The organism is Thalassospira povalilytica, from assembly GCF_002844235.1.
GTDB classification, from domain to species: domain Bacteria; phylum Pseudomonadota; class Alphaproteobacteria; order Rhodospirillales; family Thalassospiraceae; genus Thalassospira; species Thalassospira povalilytica.
Genome location: NZ_PGTS01000010.1, coordinates 35066 through 59974 on the forward strand (window position 1 = coordinate 35066; position 24909 = coordinate 59974).

General features: G+C 56.2%; 21 protein-coding genes and 1 tRNA gene. 7 read left to right on the forward strand and 15 right to left on the reverse strand.

Translation table 11 applies throughout. The annotated features are described in order from the left end of the window. Window positions 1-52 precede the first annotated feature (52 nt). Complete coding sequence (locus tag CU041_RS19985; protein ID WP_101248221.1) at window positions 53-259, forward strand: DUF1127 domain-containing protein; 207 nt, start codon at window positions 53-55, stop codon at window positions 257-259. A 274-nt stretch (window positions 260-533) separates the two neighbouring features. Here CU041_RS19985 and CU041_RS19990 read toward each other — a convergent pair whose 3' ends face one another. The 3 genes from CU041_RS19990 to CU041_RS20000 form a co-directional block, all read right to left on the reverse strand. Beyond that, window positions 534-1811: a class I SAM-dependent methyltransferase gene (locus tag CU041_RS19990; protein ID WP_101248222.1), complete on the reverse strand. Its 1278-nt coding sequence runs from the start codon at window positions 1809-1811 to the stop codon at window positions 534-536. 87 nt (window positions 1812-1898) lie between these two features. Then, entirely contained in the window at window positions 1899-2882 is a 984-nt protein-coding gene (locus CU041_RS19995; RefSeq protein WP_101248223.1) for an NADPH:quinone oxidoreductase family protein, read from the reverse strand. Between the two features lie 196 nt (window positions 2883-3078). Next, window positions 3079-3384 carry a hypothetical protein gene (locus tag CU041_RS20000; protein WP_101248224.1) on the reverse strand — a complete coding sequence of 102 codons (306 nt, stop codon included), beginning with the start codon at window positions 3382-3384 and terminating at the stop codon, window positions 3079-3081. A 351-nt stretch (window positions 3385-3735) separates the two neighbouring features. On the opposite strand from CU041_RS20000, the gene CU041_RS20005 reads away from it, so the two are divergent. After that, window positions 3736-3825, forward strand: a tRNA-Ser gene (locus CU041_RS20005). 70 nt (window positions 3826-3895) lie between these two features. Here the strand turns inward: CU041_RS20005 and CU041_RS20010 are convergent. Further along, window positions 3896-4411, reverse strand: a complete 516-nt coding sequence (locus CU041_RS20010; RefSeq protein WP_101248225.1) for a MarR family winged helix-turn-helix transcriptional regulator — start codon at window positions 4409-4411, stop codon at window positions 3896-3898. A gap of 82 nt (window positions 4412-4493) precedes the next feature. On the opposite strand from CU041_RS20010, the gene CU041_RS20015 reads away from it, so the two are divergent. Both CU041_RS20015 and CU041_RS20020 read left to right on the forward strand, forming a co-directional pair. Further along, on the forward strand, window positions 4494-5405 hold the full coding sequence (locus CU041_RS20015; protein WP_101248226.1) for an EamA family transporter: 912 nt from the start codon (window positions 4494-4496) through the stop codon (window positions 5403-5405). Window positions 5406-5441: 36 nt separating this feature from the next. Then, window positions 5442-6143 (forward strand): NAD(P)-dependent oxidoreductase, encoded by a 702-nt coding sequence (locus CU041_RS20020; RefSeq protein ID WP_101248227.1) that lies wholly within the window; start codon window positions 5442-5444, stop codon window positions 6141-6143. 75 nt (window positions 6144-6218) lie between these two features. Here the strand turns inward: CU041_RS20020 and CU041_RS20025 are convergent, their stop codons facing one another. The 7 genes from CU041_RS20025 to CU041_RS20055 all read right to left on the reverse strand — a co-directional run bounded on the left by CU041_RS20025 (window position 6219) and on the right by CU041_RS20055 (window position 13649). After that, entirely contained in the window at window positions 6219-7010 is a 792-nt protein-coding gene (locus tag CU041_RS20025) for a pyrroline-5-carboxylate reductase (RefSeq protein WP_101248228.1), read from the reverse strand. Next, window positions 7007-7651, reverse strand: a complete 645-nt coding sequence (thpR, locus tag CU041_RS20030; RefSeq protein WP_101248229.1) for an RNA 2',3'-cyclic phosphodiesterase — start codon at window positions 7649-7651, stop codon at window positions 7007-7009. Before thpR ends, CU041_RS20025 begins: the two co-directional genes overlap by 4 nt. A gap of 54 nt (window positions 7652-7705) precedes the next feature. Then, a complete protein-coding gene (locus CU041_RS20035; RefSeq protein WP_101248230.1) occupies window positions 7706-8572 on the reverse strand; it encodes a pirin family protein in 867 nt (288 codons plus the stop codon). A gap of 81 nt (window positions 8573-8653) precedes the next feature. Continuing rightward, window positions 8654-9694, reverse strand: coding sequence for an NADP(H)-dependent aldo-keto reductase (locus CU041_RS20040; protein WP_101248231.1), 1041 nt, complete (start codon window positions 9692-9694; stop codon window positions 8654-8656). Window positions 9695-9878: 184 nt separating this feature from the next. Then, window positions 9879-10997, reverse strand: a complete 1119-nt coding sequence (locus tag CU041_RS20045) for an FIST signal transduction protein (RefSeq protein WP_101248232.1) — start codon at window positions 10995-10997, stop codon at window positions 9879-9881. Between the two features lie 175 nt (window positions 10998-11172). Continuing rightward, the gene (locus CU041_RS20050) at window positions 11173-11877 is read right to left on the reverse strand and encodes a J domain-containing protein (RefSeq protein ID WP_101248233.1); all 705 of its coding nucleotides are present in this window, start codon (window positions 11875-11877) and stop codon (window positions 11173-11175) included. Between the two features lie 1064 nt (window positions 11878-12941). Beyond that, a complete protein-coding gene (locus tag CU041_RS20055; RefSeq protein WP_101248234.1) occupies window positions 12942-13649 on the reverse strand; it encodes an arylesterase in 708 nt (235 codons plus the stop codon). Window positions 13650-13822: 173 nt separating this feature from the next. Here CU041_RS20055 and CU041_RS20060 point away from each other — a divergent pair, with 173 nt between their 5' ends. Continuing rightward, window positions 13823-14569, forward strand: a complete 747-nt coding sequence (locus tag CU041_RS20060; protein WP_101248235.1) for an ABC transporter ATP-binding protein — start codon at window positions 13823-13825, stop codon at window positions 14567-14569. Next, complete coding sequence (locus CU041_RS20065) at window positions 14566-17124, forward strand: ABC transporter permease (protein WP_101248236.1); 2559 nt, start codon at window positions 14566-14568, stop codon at window positions 17122-17124. The genes CU041_RS20060 and CU041_RS20065 overlap by 4 nt, the downstream gene beginning before the upstream one ends. A 113-nt stretch (window positions 17125-17237) precedes the next feature. Here the strand turns inward: CU041_RS20065 and CU041_RS20070 are convergent, their stop codons facing one another. Together CU041_RS20070 and CU041_RS20075 are read right to left on the reverse strand one after the other, a co-directional pair. Continuing rightward, the gene (locus CU041_RS20070) at window positions 17238-18854 is read right to left on the reverse strand and encodes an acyl-CoA synthetase (RefSeq protein ID WP_101248237.1); all 1617 of its coding nucleotides are present in this window, start codon (window positions 18852-18854) and stop codon (window positions 17238-17240) included. A 216-nt stretch (window positions 18855-19070) separates the two neighbouring features. Beyond that, complete coding sequence (locus CU041_RS20075) at window positions 19071-20654, reverse strand: hypothetical protein (RefSeq protein ID WP_233433197.1); 1584 nt, start codon at window positions 20652-20654, stop codon at window positions 19071-19073. A gap of 260 nt (window positions 20655-20914) precedes the next feature. Between CU041_RS20075 and CU041_RS20080 the strand changes: the two genes are divergently transcribed. Next, window positions 20915-21634 carry a Bax inhibitor-1/YccA family protein gene (locus CU041_RS20080; protein ID WP_101248238.1) on the forward strand — a complete coding sequence of 240 codons (720 nt, stop codon included), beginning with the start codon at window positions 20915-20917 and terminating at the stop codon, window positions 21632-21634. 152 nt (window positions 21635-21786) lie between these two features. On the opposite strand, the gene CU041_RS20085 is transcribed toward CU041_RS20080, so the two are convergent. Together CU041_RS20085 and htpX are read right to left on the reverse strand one after the other, a co-directional pair. Further along, window positions 21787-23397, reverse strand: coding sequence for a hypothetical protein (locus CU041_RS20085; protein ID WP_101248239.1), 1611 nt, complete (start codon window positions 23395-23397; stop codon window positions 21787-21789). Window positions 23398-23773: 376 nt separating this feature from the next. Further along, the gene (gene htpX, locus CU041_RS20090) at window positions 23774-24781 is read right to left on the reverse strand and encodes a zinc metalloprotease HtpX (protein WP_101248240.1); all 1008 of its coding nucleotides are present in this window, start codon (window positions 24779-24781) and stop codon (window positions 23774-23776) included. Window positions 24782-24909: the final 128 nt, after the last annotated feature.

A 24909-nucleotide genomic window follows, 5' to 3' on the forward strand; every position in this document is an offset into this window, starting at 1 on the left:
GCCGGGCCGCTGATGTATTGAGAGCAGGCCTCAGATTACAAGGATGAGAATCATGGTCGCGATCACCAAAGATGCAGGCGCATTTGTTGCAACCCGCCCCCATAACACCGTCAGCCTGATGGATCTGCCGCGCGAATGGTACAAACGCCACGATCTGCGCAAGAGACTTGGCCTGATGGATGCCCGTATGCTGCGCGATATCGGCTGGAACGTCTATGACGCCCGTCGCGAAGCTGCAAAACCGTTCTGGAAAGCCTGATTTCCGGACAAAACCCGCGCTGATGCGCACAACAGAGTATGTATCATGTCTGCCCCGATGTTTCGCTTGCAGGGGTCCCTTTCATTCCCCCTGCAGGTGCTTGATGCTCTTTTGAGCATACTGAAGATCCCGAGCCTTAAATAAGGTTTGGCATTCTTCTTCTCCCTGAACGCAGATGCCAGCATCCCCCCGTTGGCACATGCGTATGAGATTGCCGGTCACTTCCCTTGGTGACCGGCATTTCTTTTGCGTGATTCCCGTCTGTCAAAAGTCGCTATTTCTTTGCCGGCTGGCGCAAATACATCAGGTTTGCGGCATTCAGAACCGAATACATCACGGCAAACTGTGCATTGAATTCAAATTTTTCCGGTTTTGGATCGAACATTTCGTAAATTTCGCGAATGCTGCGTTTACCATCAATCCGCGACAGGATGGCCGGTGATGCGGCGGGCATGGTGCGAGTGACGGACAGACCGGTAAAGGTGATCTTGATATTGCCCGACTTGGCCACCGACCGGGCAAGGGCCGCACCATCAACCCGGGTAAAGAACGGAATGGCGTCTTCGGCCGGGACCGGTGGTTTGGTCTTGTTCTTGGCCTTTACCACATAAAAGATGTGCTTGGTGATGTTGCCTGCCATCAGTTCGGCCAGCGCGGCCCGTTCGCGGAACGGCACATGAACCGCCTTTTCCAGAACATCATGGCGCGAACAATAGGTGGTCGGGTCATAGCGCATCGGCTCGATAAAGCTTTGCAGGCGCAGACCGGCCTTTTCAACGAAATCAAACACTTCATCGACGCGATAGGCCCGATCCTGCTGATGCAAAAGCAGGTCATAAAACCCGGCATCGCCGCCATGAATATGATCGCCGACAAACGGATTGCGCTTGAGCCAGTTGGTCCCGGGCAGGGAATTGAACAGCGCCTTGCCGAAATTAAGGCGGCGCGCCCCGCCGGCCTCGGCATTGAGGCGTTCCATCATTTCCTGCATGTGATAGACGCCCTGGCGACCCAGTTCGCCATAAACCATCAGCCCCATGCCACCATTGGGTTTGAGCGCATCAGAAAGCGCGCGCAATCCCGCATCGGGATCAGGCAGATGATGCAGCACCCCGCAACAGTCAATGTAATCGAACGGCCCGTATTCGGATGCCAGATCAACGAACGAACCGGTGACAAAGGTCACGTTCTTTTCAAGATTGCGGCGCTTGATGCGGGCTTCGGCGATCTCGCGGGAACTTTCGGACAGGTCGATATAGACGATATCGGCCTTGGCCTTGCGGTCGCGGGCCTGCTGGGCCAGCATGACAAGCGCATCGCCCGTCCCACCGCCGGCGACCAGAATTCTGATCTTGCCGCTTTTGGTTTGTGCGGACGGATCACGCCCGCCAAAAACGAAATGCACCACTTCGTCCCAGTTGCCCGGCGATCCGGTGACAAGTCTTTTATCCTCATCCTCGGGATTGCGGGCCGGATAGGGATATGTCTCGTACTGGTCGCGTGTCTTTTCAGACGATTGCACAGCATCGGCACTTTTTTTGTTGTCGGGCATTACCGAGTTTTCCAGCAGAGAAGTGATTGGGACGGAAACATCCTATACCAACGAATTAATTAATAAAATCCAGCAGTTCATGCCAACTCAATCCATCCGGATCACAAGTTTGCCGGTCGCGGTGCGATTGCGGATGGCATCAAGGGCGACCATCGCGTCATCCAGGGGATAGGTTGCTGAAATCATCGGCGTGATCCGGCCATCGCGCAGCAGATCAAGAAGCTCGCCCATGCCCTGTCGGGCGATATCGGGATTTTGTGCCAGATAGGCGCCGAAATAAAATCCGATCGCGGCAACGTTTTTGACCAGAAGAATATTGGCCGGGATTTGCGGCACGGTGCCGCTGGCAAAGCCGATCAGCAATATCCGCGCGCCCGGCGCAACACAGCGCAGGCTTTGATCAAACACATCCCCGCCCACCGGATCATAAACCACATCAACCCCGGCTGGCCTACCAAGGCCGGTGGCAATTTCGCGTACCCGGTCGCGGATATTTTCGACCTTGTAATCAATGGTGTAATCGGCCCCGTGATCGCGTGCGATCCGGCATTTGTCAGCCCCGCCGGCCGTGGCAATGACCGTTGCCCCCAAAAGCTTGGCACATTCCACCGCCGTCAGCCCGACACCGCCAGCCGCCCCGTGCACCAGAACGATGTCACCAGCCACCACACCGGCGCGATATTTCAACCCGAACCAGCTTGTGCCATATGCGATCTGAAAGGCCGCTGCGCCATCCATATCAACCCCGTCGGGCAAGGCAACAACACCGGATGCCGGAACAACCACCTTTTGGGCAAATCCGCCCCAGTCGGGCATCGCCATCACCCGGTCACCAATATGAATATCATCGACATTTTCGCCGACCGCATGAACAGTACCACTGACTTCAAAACCCGGGGAAAAGGGACCATCAGGGCGCTTTTGATATTTGCCTTGCAAGATCAGGGTATCGGCGAAATTCACACCACAGGCGGCAATATCAATCACCACCTGACCCGGACCGGGTTGGGGATCAGCCCAGTCAACCAGTGCCGGTGTTTCACCAAATGCCTTGCAAATCCACGCCTTCATACCCGCCCCCTGCGATCATCTGTCCAAGTGATGCGAGTTTGCCGACCAAGCCCGCGCCAGACAAGCCGACATTCGACTAAACACACCCGATCAGTAGCATGACGACCGGATCAGACAGGGTCAGACCGGGCTGGAAAGCAGATCAGATTGGAAATCAGAAAGGAAAAAGACAGGCCGGAACCGGCACAAGGAACAATCAGAAAATGCGCTGACGCTTGCGCTTGCGGGTCAGCACCAGCAGAACCAGTGACGGCACAAGCAACACCACAAGGGCCGGTGCCAGCAAGACCGGGACAAAAAGCGTGTCCCATGCCCAGGAGGACACATAACGCTGGATGAAAGACTGCAACAGGTTCAGGCTTCCGGCATCCAGTCGATACCAAAGCTCACCGGCGGCAACCAGTCGAAAACTGCCTGTTTGAAGTGCGGTAATGGAATCGTCAACCAGCACCGCGATGCTGGCAAACAGTAAAATCCATCCCAAGGCCCTTAGAACCCACATTATCTTCTCCAGACTACCCGTCACGGGCGGCTTATATTAGCGAACCCTGATCGCACCGTAACGGCTCTGCCCTGCCAAGGTAAAGGGGCAGGAAAAGCGCGTGCAAAGACATAGCGATCGGAAATCCTAACGTGAAACCTTACGGATCAAGCATCAACAAGAAGTAAAGATCACGCCAAGCCACGGTTTATCAAGGGTTTCAGCCGGTTAAACCGAGCTTTGGCACCCTGTTTGACCGATGAAATCCCGCTGATTTCATGAAAGTGAAAAAAGAGGCTTATTGGGCCTTGTCAAGCAAGGTCGGGTCGGCTAATGTCCGCCCGCTTTCGCGATATATACAAGATCGCATGTGGAGAGGTGGCCGAGTGGTTTAAGGCGCACGCCTGGAAAGCGTGTTGGGGTGTAAGCCCCTCAGGGGTTCGAATCCCCTCCTCTCTGCCACTGACCAAATTCCCGAAAAATGACAGATCAGACGCCACACAGTTCCCACTGTGTGGCGAAACGCGTTTGCCTATTTATCCGATCCGGTTCGGGCGGAAACGGCACCAAGCCATTTGCGCAACAGCCCGTCGAGCTGATCCAGCTCATCGGCATTAAGGCCATCAAGCAACCGGTGCTGATTGGCGACGTGGTCGGTGACGGCGGCATCGATCAGCTCAAACCCGTGCGGGGTCAGGGCGACAACAAAGCCGCGGCCGTCTTCGGGGTTGCGCTGACGGGTGATCAGGCCGGCTTCTTCGAGTTTATCAAGCCGGTTGGTCATGGTGCCCGATGTCACCATCGTCCATTCGATCAATTGCGACGGGCTTAGCGCATAGGGTGGCCCCGACCGGCGGAGTGTCGCCAATACGTCAAAGCTGGCCCCGTTCAGATCGTGCTGTTTGAAGACACGATCCATTTCCGCCATCAGAATGGCGCGCAATCGCCCGACCCGGCCAATCACCCCCATCTGGGCAACATCAAGGTCAGGACGTTCGCGACGCCATTGCGCCAGAATGCGGTCAATTTTGTCTGTGCCGTTTTCCATGGTTTGAGGATATGCCGAAAATTTATCTTGACGTCAAGATTTCTGATTATATCTTGACGTCAAGATAAATGGAGCACCCATCATGAACCGAACGACCGACTTATTCCTGACAGCAATTGCCCCGGTGATCTGGGGCAGCAGCTATATCGTGGCGACCGAATTGTTGCCGCATGGCTACCCACTGACCGTATCGCTTTTGCGCGCTTTGCCTGCCGGGCTAATCATGTTGCTGGTGGTGCGCCAGCTTCCCGGTGCCGAGTGGCGTGGCCGGGTTTTCATCCTGGGTGCGCTTAACTTCGCGATATTCTGGGCGATGCTGTTTGTTGCGGCCTATCGCTTGCCGGGCGGAGTTGCGGCAACGCTTGGCGCGATCCAGCCATTGCTTGTGCTGTTTCTGGCACGGTTTGCCCTGGGCAACACCATCACCCTGCTTGGCATTTTTGCCGCCATTTCGGGACTGATCGGGGTTGCGATGCTTGTTCTTGGCCCATCGGCAAGCCTTGATCCGATTGGCATTGCCGCGGCCCTGTTTGGCGCAGCTTCCATGGCGGCGGGTACGGTTCTGACCCGCAAATGGCAGCCGCCGGTATCCCCCCTGACCTTTACCGCATGGCAATTAACCGCGGGCGGCATCCTTTTGATCCCGGTTGCCCTGATTGTCGAGCCGGGCTTTCCGATGCCAACCCTCACCAATCTTGCCGGGCTGATCTGGTTGGGACTGATCGGTGCGGCCCTGACCTATTTCCTGTGGTTTCGGGGCATTGCGCGGCTTGGCCCGACCACGGTGACAAGCTTTGGCTTCTTAAGCCCGACCAGTGCGGTTCTTTTGGGCTGGGTCATTCTGGGCGAACAGTTATCGCCGCTTCAGATCGCCGGTGTTGTCGTTGTCCTGATCAGTATCTGGCTGGGACAACGTGCCGCACGGCCCAAACCGGCCCTTGCCGCCGACATGACCGCCGATAACAGCCCCCTTGCTGCCACCCCAAAACCGTAACGCACCACCAAACACAATTCAGAAAAGGAACGCCCCATGATCAACACCACCCCGCATAATCGCAAAATCGTTGTTTTTGGCGCCACCGGCGATGTCGGCCGCGAAGTTGTGAGCGAAGCACTTTTGCGCGGATATCAGGTCACAGCCATTGCCCGCGAAATTGCAAAACTGTCGGCCCTTCCGGACATTGTCGCGCGCCAAAGCATCGATATCCTTGCCAATCCCGAGATTGTCGCAGAAGTCCTTGCCGACCATGACGTTGCGGTCAGCGCACTTCGCCCGGCAACCGGACAGGAAACGCTGTTACCGGAAATGACCAGGGTGTTGCTGGATGCGGCCCGGCAATGCAAGACGCCAATCTTTGTTACCGGCGGGGCGGCAACCCTGAAACTTGCCGATGGTAGCGGGCACACAGTTCTGAGCGCACCGGACTTCCTGCCGGGCAGCGTACGCCCGATTGCCGAGGCCTGCCAGCAGGTCGATATCCTGTTTGATCAATATGACGATGTGCGATGGACCTGCCTGCGCCCGCCGGCCATGCTGATCCCCGGCGAGAAAACCCGTAATTATGTGCGCGGCACCGATACGCTGGTTACCGATCACGATGGCGTTGCCCGGATTTCCTTTGCCGATTTCGGTGTGGCGATGGTGGATCTTGTCGATGCCGGTTTTGAGGCCGGTATCAGCAACCCGCAACGTTTGACAGTTGGCTATCAGTTACAGGTTGCGGCAGCCTGATCGACCCCGGCAACATATATATAGATATAGATGCAAAACGGGCGGCACGACAAAACCGGATAATGCCGCCCGTTTTCAATTCTGATCAGTCGGATCTGATGCAGCCTTGATCCGGGCAAAGACTTCATCAAGGGCGGTATGGATTGCAGATGCGCCGTTTTCACGGGCGAAGGTTTTTGCAACCTGTTCATTCAGGCCACCCGGTGTGGAATGACCATCAACCAGTTCGGCAAAGCTTTTATCCGGTGACTTGGCCGTATTTTGCGCGAGCCCCGAAAACAGGGCGGCAAGGTAACGCCTGGCATCGGCCGCATCCGATCCCTGTTTGACCATCCAGTCCGCCGCACTTTCAAGCACCGTGAAATAGGTCGCCATCAGCGCACTTCCCGCTGCATAACCATCAAAGGAATCAATGGTTTTGGCGGCAACCGCCCCGCCAAGTTTGTCAAACAGAGCCATCACATCGTCCGATCCGGGATAGATCGCGGTCACACAGGCATGATGTTCGACCGATGGCAGGGGAATGGCACGGTCACATTGCGCATTGGTGCCAAGCCAGGATTTAAGTTCAGCAATCGGGATGGTGGCGATCAGGCTGACGAGTTTTTTGTCATCGGGCACATCAAGCGGTTCAAGCACATCACGGGCAATTTGCGGCAACACGGCAAGGAAGATCATATCGGACTGATCAATGATCGCCTGATTGTCATCGCAGATACGGACATTTTCAAAATCAGCGGCAAGCTTGCGCGAGACCGCATCACTGCGCCGCGAAACAATGAATTCGGACACCGGATAATCCGATGAAGCCAATCCACGGATCACCGCATCACTGATGGCGCCCGTGCCGATAAAGCCAAGCTTCATTTAAAGTCCCCTGTCATATCCTTTGCCCTATCGTCTGGCATGTCGCCAAACATATCCTGCGGCGCAAACGCATCGGCCCGATCAGATGGTCGCATGCCCGCATCGCTGCCATCATAGGCGGCAATGACCCGGAATTCCGGCCCGTCCGAGGTCGAATGGCTTTCATAAAGACAGAACCGATCAATGGTGAAAACCCGCGAGGTCAGATCAACATGATCGGCAACCGTTTGTTCGATGGTGGCACGCGCAGCATCGCGGTTCCGGCCGAGCGTGATATGCGGGGTGAATTTGCGCATATCCATATCCGGGCAATCATCGAGTGCCAGAAGCGCGTTTTCAACCCGTTGTGCCAGGCGGTGCAGGGCCGGCTGGTCTTTTATCCCGGCCCAGAAGATGCGGATCTTGCGGCTGGAGGCAAAGACATCCAGTCCCCTGACCTGAAGATCAAAGGGTTCGAACGATACCTGGGCAAGGGCCTGATCGATCTCGGCGGCCAGACCGGGATCGACATTGCCGATGAATTTAAGGGTGATATGCATGTTTTCCGGGGTCTGGGCATCCAGCCCCTTGATCCCGCGCGCAAGCGGATAAAGATCGGCTGCGATATCGCCGGGAATTTCCACGCCGACAAACAAACGCATGACAGGGGGTATCCAATTCTATTCTGGTGGCAGGGTGGCTTTTGGAAATATCGCCTAGCCGGTGGAACGTCCGGGCAGCGGAAGAACATCGTCCTCGCCATCGATCTGCGGGAAGTTGCCCGATGCCCAGTCGGCCTTGGCCTTTTCGATGCGTTCCTTTGAAGACGCAACGAAATTCCACCACAAATGCCGATGGCCCAGCGGCAAGCCGCCCAGCAACATCACCCGACTGTCGGTGGCGGCAACGATATCGGGGATTTCTTCGGGCGCGACATAGACGAAGCTTTCCGGGCCAAAGGCATCGCCATCAATGGCTACACTGCCTGACACCACATAAATCGCGCCTTCCTGATTTTCACCGGGAAGCAGCAATTGCGCGCCTTCATCCATGTGAACATCAAGATAATACAGCTTGGATTTGACCGGAACGGGTGCGGTTTTACCAAATGCCTCGCCCGCGATCAGGCGCATGTGAAGACCGGCATCTTCAATGATCGGAAGATCTTCCTTGGGCACATGATAAAAGGCGGGATCGGATTCTTCGGCCTCTTCGGGAAGGGCGACCCAAAGCTGCAAACCGTCAAGTTCATGAACCGAATTGCGGACTTCGGGTGTTTCGCGTTCGGAATGGGTGATGCCATGTCCGGCATTCATCCAGTTGAGATCACCCGGCGTGATTTCCAGATTGCTGCCCAGACTGTCACGATGAAGCACCGCCCCCTTGAACAGATAGGTCACGGTTGCCAGACAGATATGGGGATGCGGGGGCACATCAATGCCCTGACCGGGTTGGAATTCGGCCGGACCCATATGATCGAAAAAGACGAACGGCCCGACAGACCGCACTTCGCGATGGGGCAGAACGCGGCGCACGGAAAAAGCCCCAAGATCGGCTTCCTTGCCAGTGATAAGCTTAACCATGCGCCGCCTCCTTATATCTGTGGGTCGGACACAGCCCGATGCGGGCTGCGCCGATTTACGAATGCGTGATGACCATCCCGATTACGGGCACGGGAACGGCCATTTCTGATGGATCGCCTCGATCTCGGCCAGAACATCGTCGGACAGGGTAATGTTGGCCGATCCGATATTGGTTTTGAGCTGTTCCATGCTGGTCGCGCCAATGATGTTCGACGTCAGGAACGGACGCGAATTGACATAGGCCAGCGCCATCTGGCACGGATCAAGACCGTTATCCTTGGCCAGTTTCACATAGGCCTCGGTCGATTTGATGCCGTTTTCGGTCTGGTAACGGCCGAAATATTGCGGCCATTTGGCAACCCGCGATCCTTCGGGACGGGCACCGCCCAGATATTTGCCCGAAAGCGCCCCGCCGCCCAGCGGCGAATAGGCCAGAAGACCGGCATCTTCGCGGATCGAACATTCAGCCATGCCAACTTCGTATTGGCGGGTCAGAAGGCTATAGGGGTTCTGAACCGAAACCACGCGCGGCCAGCCATTTTTTTCGGCCAGCTCAAGGAACTTCATCAGTCCCCACGGGTTTTCGTTCGACAGCCCGATATGGCGGACCTTGCCGGCCTTTACCAGTTCATCAAGGGCCGCAAGGCTTTCCTCGATCGGGGTGAAATCCTCGTTCTCGTCATGGACATAGCCCAGCTTGCCAAAGAAGTTGGAATTCCGGTCCGGCCAATGGAGCTGATAAAGATCGACATAATCGGTCTTGAGACGTTTGAGCGATCCGTCGATTGCCTCGTGAATTTGCGCACGGGTCAGACGCGGCCCGTTGCGGACATAGGCAAAACGTTCAGCCGGGCCAACGATCTTGGTCGCGATCACCAGATCATCACGACGCCCGCGCTTTTCAAGCCAGTTGCCGATGATGGTTTCGGTCGCGGTAAAGGTTTCTTCCATTGCCGGGACCGGGTACATTTCGGCGGTATCAATGAAATTGACTTCGTTTGCAGTCGCATAGTCGAGCTGTTCGAACGCTTCGTCCTGCGTATTCTGCTGTCCCCAGGTCATAGTGCCCAGGCAGATAACACTGACATCAATGTCAGTACGTCCCAATCGACGATATTCCATATAACAATCCCCTTTTGCATCCTGCCGCCAAGCGGCTCCTGAAAGGATGCGACTTTTCACAATGGTATGAATATATCCCGTGACGGGCGTGATGAAACCGCCCGCGGCAAAAAATCTTATGCGATCACGGATTTAGCCAACAATTCCCGGGGATGTTAGCGCTAACACGCGTCAAGAACCGCCCCTAGACAAACAGGGTCAGAACCCCGGTATAGCCATAGAAACGGTCATTGCAGATTTCACCATTGCCGTAAAACCCGGTCAGGGGCAAATCCCCCAATTCGTCGCGGATGATCATCATTTCACGGCTTTCGGTGCCAAACAGATGCGGGCCACGGGCGACACAGCTGCAATAAAGGGCACCGCGCGGTTTGCCGGGCAGACGTTTTTGCAATTCCGATAGCATCCGACGCAAATCCTGTTCGGCGGCGGCCCCGTCGCGCCGGACAAAGCGGATGGCGTCACCGGCCTGCACATCGCCGCTGATGGCGATCATGTTGTTGTGGGGATCAACCCCCATCAGATTGCGCACGACAAAATCACCGGTATCGGAACCGGGCACCATCAGGGCCGCATGATAACGCCCGGATGCCATGGAATGTTCACTGCCATCGGCGTCGAGTTCTTCCTTAAGCACCGAAAGAGCCGGACGGTCATCAAGGGTGGAAACGATGCCTTCGCGGCCTTCGGTCACGCGATGGACCGGACCGATTGGCGTGCAGGCCTGGCTGATGCCGACCTGAACGGTGGTTTTGCTGTCAAACAGTACGCCTGAAAGACCGCCATTGACCACGCGATCGGCAATCTGTGGCGCGCTTCGTTCGCCCGATGCAATCCCGCCGACCAGATAGGTTGATCCCATACGCGCCAGTTCCGACAGGGTCGCCAGACTTTGCGGTGCACCGGGATCGCCATGGACCAGACCGAAAATCGGTTGCAGACGATCAATCGCCTTTTGCAGTTCCGGTGCATCAAGATCGGCATCGGTTTTCAGCGGTTCGAAAATATGAAAGTCGTCACTGGCAAACGGGGCCACCATGACAGAAGCCGCCGGAACCCCGAAATAGGCGCGGCCCGATCCACAGACACCGACACCCGATGTGCCGATCCAGTGTTCAATCGACAGGCGCGATCGCAAAAAGGTCAGGATGCTGCCGATATCTTCGGCAAGGGCTTCGGAAACATAGAGAAACGCCAAAGCCTGGGAGGGGAGCGGTTCTTTTTCCAACAGTTCCGCCAGCTCGGAGGCGACAGACGCCCAGTTTTCCCCGCTGGCATGTGCAGCCCGAAATTCCGCCGTCATGCATTCTCCCGATTTTGACTGATCACACGATCCGGGTCTTGCGCCCGCCTTTGTCCGAACATCCCGACACGACCGCGTGCGGCGATCCGGATAGCTCACTGACATTATATCTAAGCATCGGGTCCGGTTTTCGACAAGGGCCATCGAAAAAGCAGGGCGTGATACGCGCTTGCGGTCAGGAAATATGTTTGCGCAACAGGTCCATGGCGGCATTCAGCTGTGTCATGCGTTGATGGGATCCGTAGTTGCTGTCGGGATGATGGATCGCGGCAAGCACCCGGTATTTGGCACGTATCGTGCGCATATCGGGCCGGGCACTGGGCGCGAACCCCATGACATGCAGGGCCTCGTTAAAGGTGGTCACACCACGATCAAGCGGATCAAAGGCAAGGTTATCCACAATCTGGCGCAGACGTTCGAGTTCCTCGCGCGATTGCAAAAGTTCGACCGGGGGTTCGGCCTGACGCTTTTTGATGGCGCGCGCTTCTTCAAGGGCGGCGCGTTCTGCGGCAAGGACATCGGACTTTTCAACCCGCATATTGACGTCCCCCGCATCAAAATCGATGGCCATTTTCAAGGCCTTGCGCACGGTGACCACCGCAAATCCCGGTGGCAAACGCAATTGCAGGCGTGGTTTGCGCCGCCACGGGCGACCTTCGGCCGGGCCTGATTTCAGAACAATGGTTTCACGGTCCCCTTTGGGCGGATCACCGGGATCTTCGTAATCCTCGATCGTTTTTTCCGGCACGATCAACATCACTGATCGCGCCAGATCCGCGGCATTGACGCCGCGCCGTTCGGCCAATTGCAAAACGGTGTCACGAAATGTCGACGAACAGGGGATGGTGTAGGATTGTTTGACGCCAGATGATGCGGACACGCCCGATGCCTCTGTTAAATTATTGATTTAATTTAATAATTATCACGTCCCGGGTAACTTTAACCGCCCGATTGCGCGGGCTTTTTCTGTTCCCGGATGGAAGTGTATCGGGTGATTCCGGCAGCTGCAACTGCATTTGCAGTCAAAATCGAATCGCTTCCGATTCATCCACAGGGAAAATTGCGACTCGGGATGAATCCTTGGAGTCGCCAAACAGCATCCAAAGCCCTGATATTGCGCCATTCCCGCCGAATCACCAGGGATTCCAAGCTGCGACTCGGTAAAAAGTTATTCAACAAACTTATCCACAGGCCCGGATTGGCATTTTACGGGTAAATTTACCTAAATTATTGAATCATATAGATTCTTTATATGAATCAGCGGTTATGACATTCCCCCACCCTGCGCAGCCTGCAGTTCCGCGATTGAAGATCGGGCGCCTTTGAAAACACCCACCGCACTCTTAAAACAACATACGCAGTTAACGGACTGACAATTCGGAACATATCCGAAAGTAAATGGTCTGTTAATTTTACAGTAAAGCCGGTGTTTTGGGGTCAAATTCGCGTATTTTCGGGTGTTTCAGGCACTGATGGCACATTCCGAACTTATACTTAATAAATTGATTTTAAACGATTATTACAAAATCTACGCCATATTTCCGACCTTCCCCCTCACAGAGAGAGAAATCGTTTCGGGTTGTTGATGTTTTCTATCTACATTTGCAGTTTTTTCGCCACCCCCGTTCCGAAAATGTCGCAATTCCATCGCCAAACGACATTTTCCGTCGGAATTTCTGACCGATAACCCATTGGAAAACGGTTGTTTTTCAAACCAACACCCGACAGGCGGCAAAATTCAGAAACTGCTGCACTGCACTAGCTGCCTGCATGGCGCAGTCGCACCGCACCATCGATCACCGGTCACAGATTGCGCCAAAATTGACGCCATCGGCTAATCCGCCCCGATCCTCAAAACCCAAACCATGGTCTGCAAACAGCAAAAAACCCCGATACCACGCGGCAATTGGGGCTTTTGGCAGGGACAAGATTAATCAGGCAGGATCAGGATGCATCATCGAGCAGATTGATCACATCGGGCAAAATGCGTTCAACAATGACCGCGACCCCGTCCGCATTGGGATGCATGCCGTCATCCTGGTTAAGGTCGGGTTCGGCCGCAACGCCATCCAGGAAAAATGGATAGAAATCAACTTCATAGCGACCGGCAAGGTCGGGATAGATGCTGTTGAATTCTTCGCCATATGCCTTGCCCATATTGGGCGGCGCCATCATCCCGGCCAGCAGGACATCGACATCCTGTGCGCGCAGTTTTTCAATGATTTTGGCCAGATTGTCGCGCGTCTGGGCCGGTTCGACCCCGCGCAAGGCATCATTGGCGCCAAGTTCAAGCAACACCGCATCGGGTTTATCCACAAGCGCCCAGTCAAGGCGGGCCAAACCGGCAGCAGAGGTATCACCCGACACCGAACTGTTAATCACCCGCACATCGTGACCGGCTTGCTTCAGGGCGCTTTGGAGCTTCGGGGCAAAGCCGTCATCATGGGCAAGGCCATATCCGGCCATCAAACTATCGCCAAACAAAACAATGGTTTGCGGCGATTTATCAGCGGCCTGAACCGGTAAAACTGCGCCAAACAGGCCAAAGAGTGCGACCATCGCCACCAAAAGCCCGCGTGAAAGCCGCCTGATCGCAGTGCGCAGTGCAGTGAACTCGATTACAGTGCGGTCTTGCCCGATCGCCAAATTCATAACAAATCTCACCCCATATGCTGTCACCTTGCCGGGATGGTTACCAAGCGGTTACCCTGCGACAGCGCATTCAGATCATTAGAAATATTATCTGAACCAGAAACGTCCTGATCCGTAAGCTTATGTAACCTGCTTTGATGATCTTGCAACGGACAAGCCCGATAGGACCCCAAATGAGTGTGACCGAAACCACCGCCGTCGCGGAACAAACTGATGCTTCTGCGGGCAAAAAAGCCGAACAGACCATTGATGTCCGCAACCTGAAGCTCAGACTGCAAGGCCCCGCCGGCATTGTCGAGATCCTCAAAGGTGTTGATCTGTCACTTTATGCCGGGGAACGGGTCAGTCTGGTCGGCCCGTCCGGATCTGGCAAAACATCGCTTTTGATGGTTATTGCGGGATTGGAACAAGCCCAGGAAGGTGTGGTCAATGTCTGTGGCAATGACCTGCGCGCGCTTGATGAGGATGGCTTGGCTCTTTATCGCCGCCACCATGTCGGCATCGTGTTTCAGGACTTCCATCTGATCCCGACCATGAGCGCGCTTGAAAACGTTGCACTTCCGATGGAGTTCGCCGGACGCAAGGATGCATTCGAAAAGGCCCGTGCCGAACTTGAACTGGTCGGGCTTGGCCATCGCACCGATCATTATCCCGGCCAATTGTCGGGTGGCGAACAGCAACGCGTCGCCCTTGCCCGGGCGCTTGCCACCGATCCGGAGCTTTTGCTGGCTGACGAGCCGACCGGCAACCTTGATGGCGCGACCGGTGAAACGATTATCGAATTGCTGTTTGATCTGACCAAACGACGCGGTTCCACGTTGCTTCTGATCACCCATGATCCGGGACTTGCCGAGCGGTGCGACCGTACCGTGATGCTGCGCGACGGCGAAATCGTTTCGCAACTGGAATCGCGGTCATGAGCAACGGTTTGTCTTTATCCCCAAGCGATGACCGCCTGTGGTCGATTGCCTGGCGGGTGTGCCGCCGGGAATTGCGCGGCGGTCTTTCGGGTTTCCGGATTTTCCTGGCCTGCCTGGCACTGGGCGTCGGGGCGATTGCCGCTGTCGGAAACGTTTCGGAATCCGTTCTTTCCGCGCTGGAGCGCGACGGGCGCAAGCTTTTGGGCGGCGACGTCGAACTGCGCCTGACCCATATGGAAGCCACAGCCGAGCAACTTGACTGGCTGCGCGCCAATACCGAACGCATGGGCGAACTGGCAACCATGCGCACCACGGCCTATGGCCCGGAGCAGCGGCGGCTGGTGGAACTCAAGGCGGTTGATGATATCTATCCGCTATTTGGCGAGATGGAGCTTGCCGATAACATTCCGTTTGACGGTATCCTTGATCGGAAAGACGGCCTTTGGGGTGCGGTGACCGAGGCCGGCCTTCTGGAACGCCTTAACATCGCGATCGGAGATACGGTCAAACTTGGCGATATTGACGTCCAGATCCGTGGCGTCATTGCCACGGAACCTGACAAGGCGGTCGGGTTCTTTAACTTTGGCCCGCGCCTGATGGTGTCAAAAGCCGCCCTGATGGACACCGGCCTTGTTCAGCCCGGCAGCCTGATCCGCTATTATTACGCATTGGATCTGATGGGCAATGAAACGCCAACCGCGTTTCGTGAACGGCTTGAAAACCAGTTTGAAGATGCCGGTTGGCGCATCCGCGACACATCGAACGCCAATCCCGGTTTGCGCCGTTTTATTGAACGTCTGACCCTGTTTCTGACACTGGTTGGTCTGTCCGCCCTTCTGGTGGGCGGCATCGGGGTCGCCAATGCAGTGCGCAGCCATATCGAAAGCAAAACATCTGTTATCGCCACCCTGAAATCGATCGGGGCGTCACATGGACTGGTGTTGCGGATTTACTTCCTGCAAATCCTGGTGCTTGCACTGATCGGGATCGGGATCGGGCTTTTGATCGGGGCTGTGACCCCGGCAATTGTCGCCCCGCTTCTGGCCGGGCGGTTGCCAATTGATGTGACCCTTGGCCCGGCATTGCCATCCCTGATCATTGCCACCAGCTTCGGGGTGCTGACCACACTGGTCTTTGCATTGCCGTCCCTGTTGCGGGCGCGTGAAATTCCCGCCGCCCGGCTTTTCCGGGCCAGTGCGGGTCTGTTTAACGGCAGTCCGGTGCGTCGGCGCGATCTGCCCTATATCGGCATCCCCCTTGTGCTGTTGCTGGTCCTGACGGTTTTGACGGCAACCGACCGGGCAATTGCACTGGGCTTTATTGCCGGATCTGCCGCGGCCGTGGTGATTTTCACCTATGCCGGACGGGGAATTGTATCTCTTTCGAAACGGTTTATCACCGGTCGGGATGCCTTTTCGCGCCTTGCCCTGGCCAACCTGCATCGTCCGGGGGCAAGCACGGTTCCGGTCGCCCTGTCACTTGGGCTTGGGTTGACATTGCTGGTGACGATTTCCGGGATCGAGGGCAATCTTGATAACGAGATTAATGAAAACCTTCCTGAATCTGCCCCGGCCTTCTTCTTCCTTGATATCCGCCCGGATCAGATGGATCAGTTCCGAAGCCAGCTTCTGGCGCAGGAAAATGTTTCGGATATCGAACAAACACCGATGCTGCGCGGGCGTGTCACCGCGATTGACGGGGTTGATGCCAATGATGTGGGTCCGGGCGATGATCGCTGGTTCCTGCGTGGTGACCGTGGCCTGACCTTTGCCGCCGCCCCGCCGCCCGAAACCAAGCTGGTGCGCGGGGAATGGTGGCCGTCTGATTATGATGATGCGTCCAAGCCGCTGGTATCGATCAGTGCCGATATCGGTAATGCCTTTGAACTTGAACCCGGTGACACCATCACTGTCAATATTCTGGGCCGCGACATCACGGCCGAGATCGCCAACTGGCGCGAAGTCGAATGGCAAAGCCTGCGCATGAATTTTGCCATGGTGTTTTCACCCGGCCTGATCGACAAGGCCCCCTATAGCCTGATTGCCACCGCCCATATGCCGCGCGAAATGGAAGAACCGGTTGATCGTATGATCGGGCTGGACTTCCCGAATGTATCCGCCATCCGCGTGCGCGAAGCGCTGGAAGCCGCCAATGCCATTCTGGCGGGGATCGGAACCGCACTTAATGCGACAAGCATGATTGCGATTGTTGCCGGGGTGCTTGTCCTTGCCGGCGCAGTTGCCGCAGGCCGTCGCAAGCGGATCTATGATGCCGTGGTGCTCAAGACGCTTGGCGCGACACGGGCAAATATCCTTTATGCCTATGCGCTGGAATACGGGATTTTGGGTCTTGCGACCGGGGTGATTGCCGCCTTTGTCGGCTCGGTCGCGGCATGGTCAGTGCTGGTTCTGGTGATGGAGGCACATTGGGTCTTCTTGCCGATGACCATTTTCGGTCCGATTGCCATCGGTCTTCTGGCAACGCTTTCGGCCGGCTTCGTTGGCACCTGGCAGGCGCTGCGCAGTCCCGCCGCACCGATGTTGCGCAACGAATAGGCCATTTCCCGATATCTTGAAAAAACAGGGCCGGTCACATGTGACCGGCCCTGTTTTATGTTTCAGATCATTTCGACATCAAACCGGAAAGACCGGTTTGGCAGGCAATGGCATCACGCCAGATCACGCAAAGCACGCCTGACGACCTTGCCGGTCGTGGTCATTGGCAACTGATCGAGAAACGCGATTTCGCGCGGATATTCATGCGCGGCAAGGCGGGTTTTGACGAAATCCTTGATATCGCTTTCAAGTTCGGGGCTTTGCGCATAACCATCAGCCAGAACCACAAAGGCCTTTACGATCTGTCCGCGCTGGTCATCGGGTTTGCCAATCACGCCGGCCATACGAATGGCCGGATGGGCAATCAGGCAATCTTCGATCTCGCCCGGGCCGATGCGATATCCGGCCGAACTGATGACATCATCATCGCGCCCGACAAAGCGGATATAGCCATCCGCATCGACACAGCCCATATCACCGGTCAAAAGCCATTCGCCGACAAATTTGTCACGGGTGGCTTCGGGATTGCGCCAATATTCCAGAAACATCACCGGATCGGGTGCCCGCACTGCAATGCGCCCCATCTCACCGGGGGCCACGACATTCCCGCCCAGATCAATCACCGCAACATTATGGCCCGGCACCGGACGGCCCATGACGCCGGGCTTGGGCGCCATGATCGACTGACAGGAACTGACGACCATATTGCATTCGGTCTGACCGTAAAATTCATTGATGGTGACACCGAACACCCGACGCCCCCAATCAAGAAGTTCCGCACCAAGCGTTTCACCACCACTTGCAATAGAGCGAAGATTACAGTTGAATTTTTGCGCCATTTCATCACCGGCCGCCCGCATCATCTTTAATGCAGTTGGCGGCAGGAAGGTATTGCGCACACCATATTCGGCAATCAGGCCAAAGGCGGCTTCGGGTGTGAATTTTTCAAAACGGTGCGCAACCACCGGCACCCCGTGATGCCAGGCCGGTAACAACACATCAAGCAGCCCGCCGATCCAGGCCCAGTCCGCAGGGGTCCACATCACATCCCCGTCCTTGGGGAAGAAATCATGGGACATTTCAACACCGGGCAAATGGCCGAGCAAAACCCGATGGGCATGAAGCGCGCCTTTGGGCTGGCCGGTGGTGCCGGATGTGTAAATGATCAGGGCCGGTTCATCGGCACGGGTTTTGACAACATCGAACTGGTCGCTGGCCTCGGCTGACAGGGCCTTGAAATCAAAGCAGCCATCCGGCGCGCCATCAATGACATAGACATATTCAAGTGCCGGCAAAAGATCGCGGATTTCAGCAATTTTTGCCGCCCCCTCCTTGTCGGTCACCAGCGCCTTGGCGGCACAGTTGCCCAACCGGTATTCCAGCGCATCAACCCCGAACAGGGTAAAGAGCGGAACCGCAATCCCGCCCATCTTGTAGGTCGCGATATGGGCAATCGCGGTTTCGGGGCTTTGCGGCAACAGAATACCCACCCGGTCCCCGCGCCGGATGCCATGGCGGCGCATGACATTGGCAAAGCGGTTCGACAAACGTTTGAACTGGGCAAATGTGTAATCACGGCGCGATCCGTCGCGCCGACGGTGCATCAGCGCCAAACGATCCGGGTCATCGGCCCATTTGTCGCAAACATCAACACCAATATTGAAATGAGTCGGTACATCCCAGACAAAATCCGAGCATACCGTCGCGTAGTCATCACGACTGGTCAGCATATTTCCTCCCTGAATTTACCGCTGTTATTTGTTTTTGGCTGCGGCAAATATTGGCGACATGATAGTGCCTTTTGCATTCGGATTGCACCGATTTTGTTTATCGTCGGCGATCTGAATGGCAAGAAAGCCCCATCAGAACGATGCAGTGCATCATACAAACCATAAACCGGCCTTGTCTGACCCGGGGTTATTTGCGGGGAAGTCAATGATCGTGGTTCAGGGCGACGGATCAAGCAGGAAAGTGAAATTCGCAGACTGTCCGGCATCGGTTGTGGCCCGGCTGTGGCAGCCCAGACAGGTGGCATCGGCTTGGTGCTGCATGAAGCTTTCAAGCGCACTGTTGGTCAGATAACGGGGAACTTCGCCCACCCCGAATGTCGCCCCGCCCGGATTTCCGATCCATTGTGTGCCAAGCAGCATGTAATTCTGCCAGACGGTACCGGCCAGTTTGCGTTGCCAGATGAAATTGGACTCCGCCGTGCCCGAAAACAGTCGCCAGCAGCGAACGATATCGGATCCCCCGACCGGTTCCCCGGACAGGCGCCGCGCATAGGGTGCGCTGTCCGCCCATTTCACATCCCCCGAAACCGGATTATTGGCCGCCGTCCCGCCAACGCCATGGCCGCCGTAAAATGCATAAGGCCGATCAATATCAGTTGGCGCCAGACATCCGTTGGCAAACGGGCTATCGGTGATGATGCTGTTGGGGCGACGGGCATTCGACGCCAAGGGCACATTGTCGATATGTTCGAAACTTGACCAGATCCAGCGATCCCCATTGCCACTTTGCACCCGCTGTACCAGATGCAAGCCCACCAGCCCGACCGTGACATCAAGACATTTCGCCCGCCCGTCGATTGTTTGCGATGGCCCCAGCGATATACGAGCCGGACGGGTGTAATATCCATGATCGACCAGCGGTTTGGTGCCGTTATTGCCCGGTAAAATGCGCCAGGCAAATTTCAATAATTGCGCGCCCATAACCCCGGGTGCGCTTGGCGGAATGTGCGGCGCATCGCCGCCGGATGCACCATTCCTTAAAGCGTTGCGCGTATCACCACTTGATCCGGATGATGTGCTGTCTGTTGTGGCCGTCGCTGTGATTGGTGGCGTCATGTGCCCGACGGGAAAGCTTATGGGGTTTTGCCCGTTGGCAAAGGCCAGACGTCCGGACTTCTGATCAAGGCCGTTCTCGCGGATATAATCCGCAGCAATCCGATTGATCCGGGTTTCATACAGCACAAAATTCCCGGCCTGATCGATCAGGATATCGCCGGTCGATTGCACATAGCTTGCCAGCAGCAAAGACCCGTCGGGCAAATCATCGGCACAGGACGGGTTGGGAAAGGCGACTTCGGAAAACAGATCCCGCCGGGTCGGGAAGTCTTGCCAGGCGGCTTTGCTGCCCGGGATATCAAGATCGGCATCACGTGCGACATCATGTGCGACATCATGTACGGCATCACGCGGGGCCATCAGGGCGGTAAAAGCCTGCCAGGAGAAGCGGTCAAACGGACGTTGCGCATGATAGGCCAGAAACCGGTAGACGAAACTGGCATCAAATTCCGGCACATCGACGGGCGCAATCGCACAGGGTTGCGCGCCCGAACCGTCGGCACAGAATTCACCGTCATCGTATTTTTCAACAAAGACCGGGATATCCCCACGTTCGGCACTGGCGGTGAATTTCGCATTCTGGGCCAGCGTGGCAGACGGCATCGCCAACATCACCGGCATCAGACACAGGGCAATGCCAAGTTTGCGCATCGAAAATGGTGGTGCCACGATGGTTTCTGACATGCCTGTTGGTACCTTTGATGTATCGCGCTGCACATCATGCTTTACGCCGTGGCGCCATCATAAACCTGTTTGAGCGAGCTGTCCTTAATGTGGAATTTCACATTCTTGTCAGATGTCGGGTGAACAAGATCACATTCGGGTGCGCCGGAGGATTGCCGTTTCCGCCAAACCGTTGCTTTTCACGGAAATCCTGCCATATTTTGACCATCGCAGAATTGTATAAACGATTCTGCCCACAATTGGATCAAAGAGGGATTTCAATGGCTTTTGAAACGCGTCAACGCGGCTATGACGTCTCGGTTGGCCGGTCGGCGGCCGAGATCGATGAAGGTCTCCGCGCCTATATGCTGCGTGTCTATAACTACATGGCATCCGCACTTGCCCTGACCGGTATCGTGGCAATGGCTGTGTCGACCAGCCCGGCCCTGATGCAGGCTATTTTTGGCACCGGACTGCACTGGATTGTCATGCTGGCCCCGATCGGGCTTGTCTTCTTCCTGAGCGCACGAATTCATAAAATGAGCTTCGGCGCAGCACAGGCGACATTCTGGGTATATGCCGGGCTGATGGGCTTGTCCCTTGCTTCGATCTTCCTGGTTTATACCGGTGAATCGATCGCACGTACCTTCTTCATCACCGCTGGCACCTTTGGTGCGATGAGCCTTTATGGCTACACCACCAAGAAGGACCTTTCGGGTTGGGGCAGCTTCCTGTTCATGGGTCTGATCGGCATCATCATTGCCAGCGTGGTCAACATCTTCCTTGGCAGCAGCATGCTGCAGTTCGTCATTTCGGCGGCTGGTGTTCTGATCTTCACGGGCCTTACCGCCTATGACACTCAGCGCATCAAGGAAGCGTATCACGAGCATGATGACGCAACCACCGCAGGCAAAAAAGCCCTGTTCGGTGCGCTGCAGCTTTATCTCGACTTCGTGAACCTGTTCATCATGCTTCTGCACTTCTTCGGTAATCGCGAATAGAAGTGACGTTGTATGCTGCCCCCGGGCAGTCGCAGTCAAAACCCCCGCAGCAGCCGCTGCGGGGGTTTCTTTTTGTTCGGATCACTAGATGATGCCTGACGTGCTTCCGGCATCCCCTGAACGCCCGGCGCAGACAGATCGCCAGCTGGTGATCAGGAGGCCGCGGCCTTTGCCGATCCGTCACCGCCGGTGGCTTCCATCACCGCCTTGCGATGGCCCATTTGCGAAATGATGTTTTCAGCACGGGTATAGCCCCCGGAAGCCGCGCGCGCCGCGCCCTTGGCCCCGGCATCGACAAAGGCCTCATAGGATTGCGAGAAGCCCATTCTGGCATTGGACAGCATGGTGACATCCTGATCCTGGGTACCATTGGTCAGATAGACCGTCGCCAGGGCAAACATTGTCCTGCCCCAGATATAGGGATCATCACGCCGGCCACAGATTTTAAGGGCGGCCTGAAAGACAGGAACGACCTGCGCATCGGGGATGCTGACATCATTGATGATGGCCGCAGACACAATCGATTCCGCCAGCCCATAGGCGGTAATCGCATAAAGCGGCGCATGTGCCCGACTGTTGATCATGCCAAGGGCACGGCGATATTGCGATGCCCCCTGTTCGACAAGTTTGGCGTCCTCGGCATCCTTGCCGGTTGCGACCATTGCCTCGGCCAGTTTGCAGATCGCCAGCGCACGATCAACCGGCGATCCCATCGACAGTTCGAACCGCCGTTCAAGCATTTTCCAGATGCCAATGGCCAGCGCACCCGAGCGCGCCTTGAGACTGGCGATCAGCGACCAGTTCACAAGCCCCGCATACAGCGCAAGAAGGGCGGCCGATCGGGCGTCGATTTTTGAAAAGTCGCTGATTTGCGCCACCAGATCTTCGGTGCGCAATTCACGTACGACTTCTTCTTTTTGCTGGGGCCGTGATGATTCGCCCAGCAATCCCGATGATGTACGGGCCTTGGGTTTGGCCGGTTCGGATACGGTTTCGCCCGCCGCACCAAGGGTTTTGCGAATATGGGGTTCAAGCACGCGCAAGGCACTGGCGCAATAGGTGCGATCCCCGGTTTCGGTCAGGACAAACGCCCCAAAGGCATAGGCAGTCGCCACCCCCTGCCCGGCCATTTCGAAATGTTCGCCGCGATTGATGCGTTCCTGAAATTCTTCGAGATGGGTGGTCAGACGTGAAATTTGCAGCAACCGCTGCTCCCCGCCCCGCGATTTGAAAATCAGCTGGGCCGCCAGCAAAATGCGCAAGGCCTGGGCGACATCGGGATGATCGGTTTGCCGGAAACTGTGAGTAAGCGGCAACATCAGATCATAAAGCGACGAGGTCAAAGCATCGCTGACCAGATGCAGATCGAAACCACCGGTATTGTGGTTTTCCTGCCCCCAGAAAACCGCATCCGCATCAACCCGGCGCCCCATATTCAAAACATTGAGCTGGGCTTCGCGCATCGCCTGGAATGCATCAACCGCATCCGAATTGGGGGCAAAATACTGATCCAGTCTGATCTGGCTGCTTTCGGGCATATCGGCCAGACTGCGCGCGATCATATCGCTTAGCGGGTCTGGCGGGCGGACACCGCCCTGGGCAGTTGCATCGGGACGATTGAAGCGGGCAATGGCATACAGGCACAGCGGTTCCGCAACCGAGGCAGTATCATCCCCCGCAGTCTCAACCAACTCCCCTGACGTATCGTTGCCGGTAATCAGTGACTTGATCACCAGGCCAACCATTGACCAGAACCCAGCCATTCCTGCCCTTATTGCATCCACGAAAAACTGACACGCAGCTTCTATAGATACTTGAATTCATTAAGGGTCCATTGTCATCCGCGCAACGCGGCTGGTCAATGCTGGAGCGCGGCTTTAACGCCATACCGAAGTATAGAAAACCTACCCTTCAAATACCGAAACCCCCAGTCGATCAACTAGATTTTCGGGTTCTGCGCGGTCATCGCAAACCCGTGACCTTTTTGAAACCTTCACGGGAATGACCTGCGTTCCCGGGTGCGTTGCAGAAAGAAAATCATCCATATGACATCGACATGATCGGGCAGGCAAAAGGCACCGGACCATAACGATCCGGCGCCTTGAAAACAGGTCATCAGGAATGTCGCACGAACAGTTTTCAGTTCCAGGGACGGGTGCGGCGGCGTGGTTTGGTTGCCGGTTGCGTCGGGCGCGATGCCGGTTGCGATCCGCCCCAGGGTCCTTTTTGTGATGCCGGACGCGCAGACGCAGGCCGCGCAGCCGCGCCATGTCCACCACTACCCTGCCCGGTCAGGCCACTGGCCATTTCCTGAAGCTTGGCGATGCGGTTGGCCATGTTGGGGTGGGTGGAAAACAGATTGTCGACACCCTTCCCCGACAGCGGATTGGCGATATACATATGTGCGGTTGCCGGGTTGCGTTCGGCTTCCATGTTCGGGATGGCGTGCACACCCTTATCAAGTTTGGCCAGTGCACTGGCCAGCCACAGGGGATGTCCGCAAATTTCGGCCCCGATACGGTCAGCGTCATATTCACGGGTGCGCGAAATTGCCATCTGCACAATCATCGCCCCCATCGGCGCCAGAATGGCAATCAGGATCATGCCGATCCCGCCCAATGGATTGTTGTTTTCGCTGCGATTGCCGCCGAACATGCCGGCAAACATCGCGAAATTGGCAAGGGCCGAAATCGCACCGGCGATGGTTGCCGTAATCGTCATGGTCAGGGTATCGCGGTTTTTGACATGGGCCAGTTCATGGGCCATGACACCGGCGATCTCGTTGCGATCAAGCAGTTTCAGCAACCCCGTTGTTGCCGCCACCGCCGCATTTGCCGGATTGCGCCCGGTGGCAAAGGCATTGGGTTGCGGGTTTTCAATCACATAGACCTTGGGCATTGGCAGACCGGCATTACGCGCCAGATCGCGCACCATGGAAACCAGTTCCGGGGCGGTGCGATCATCAACCTGTTTTGCACTGCGCATCCGAAGCAGCATGGCATCGGAATTCCAATAGGCGAACACATTCATCGCCCCGGCAAACAACAGCGCAATGATCATGCCCTGTTGCCCGCCGATCATCATGCCAACGGCACCAAACAGCGCGGTCAACCCCGCCAGCAACAAACCTGTACGCACATAGTTCATGGTCGAACACCCTTTTCGACAAACCTTTCGAACGACAGATAAGGCAAAGTTTGCCAATGGCAAGCGCCCGGCAAACTTGTCCTGCCTGTTTGCCACCGCATCGAAAACTTATTCCTTGGTGTGGGAAG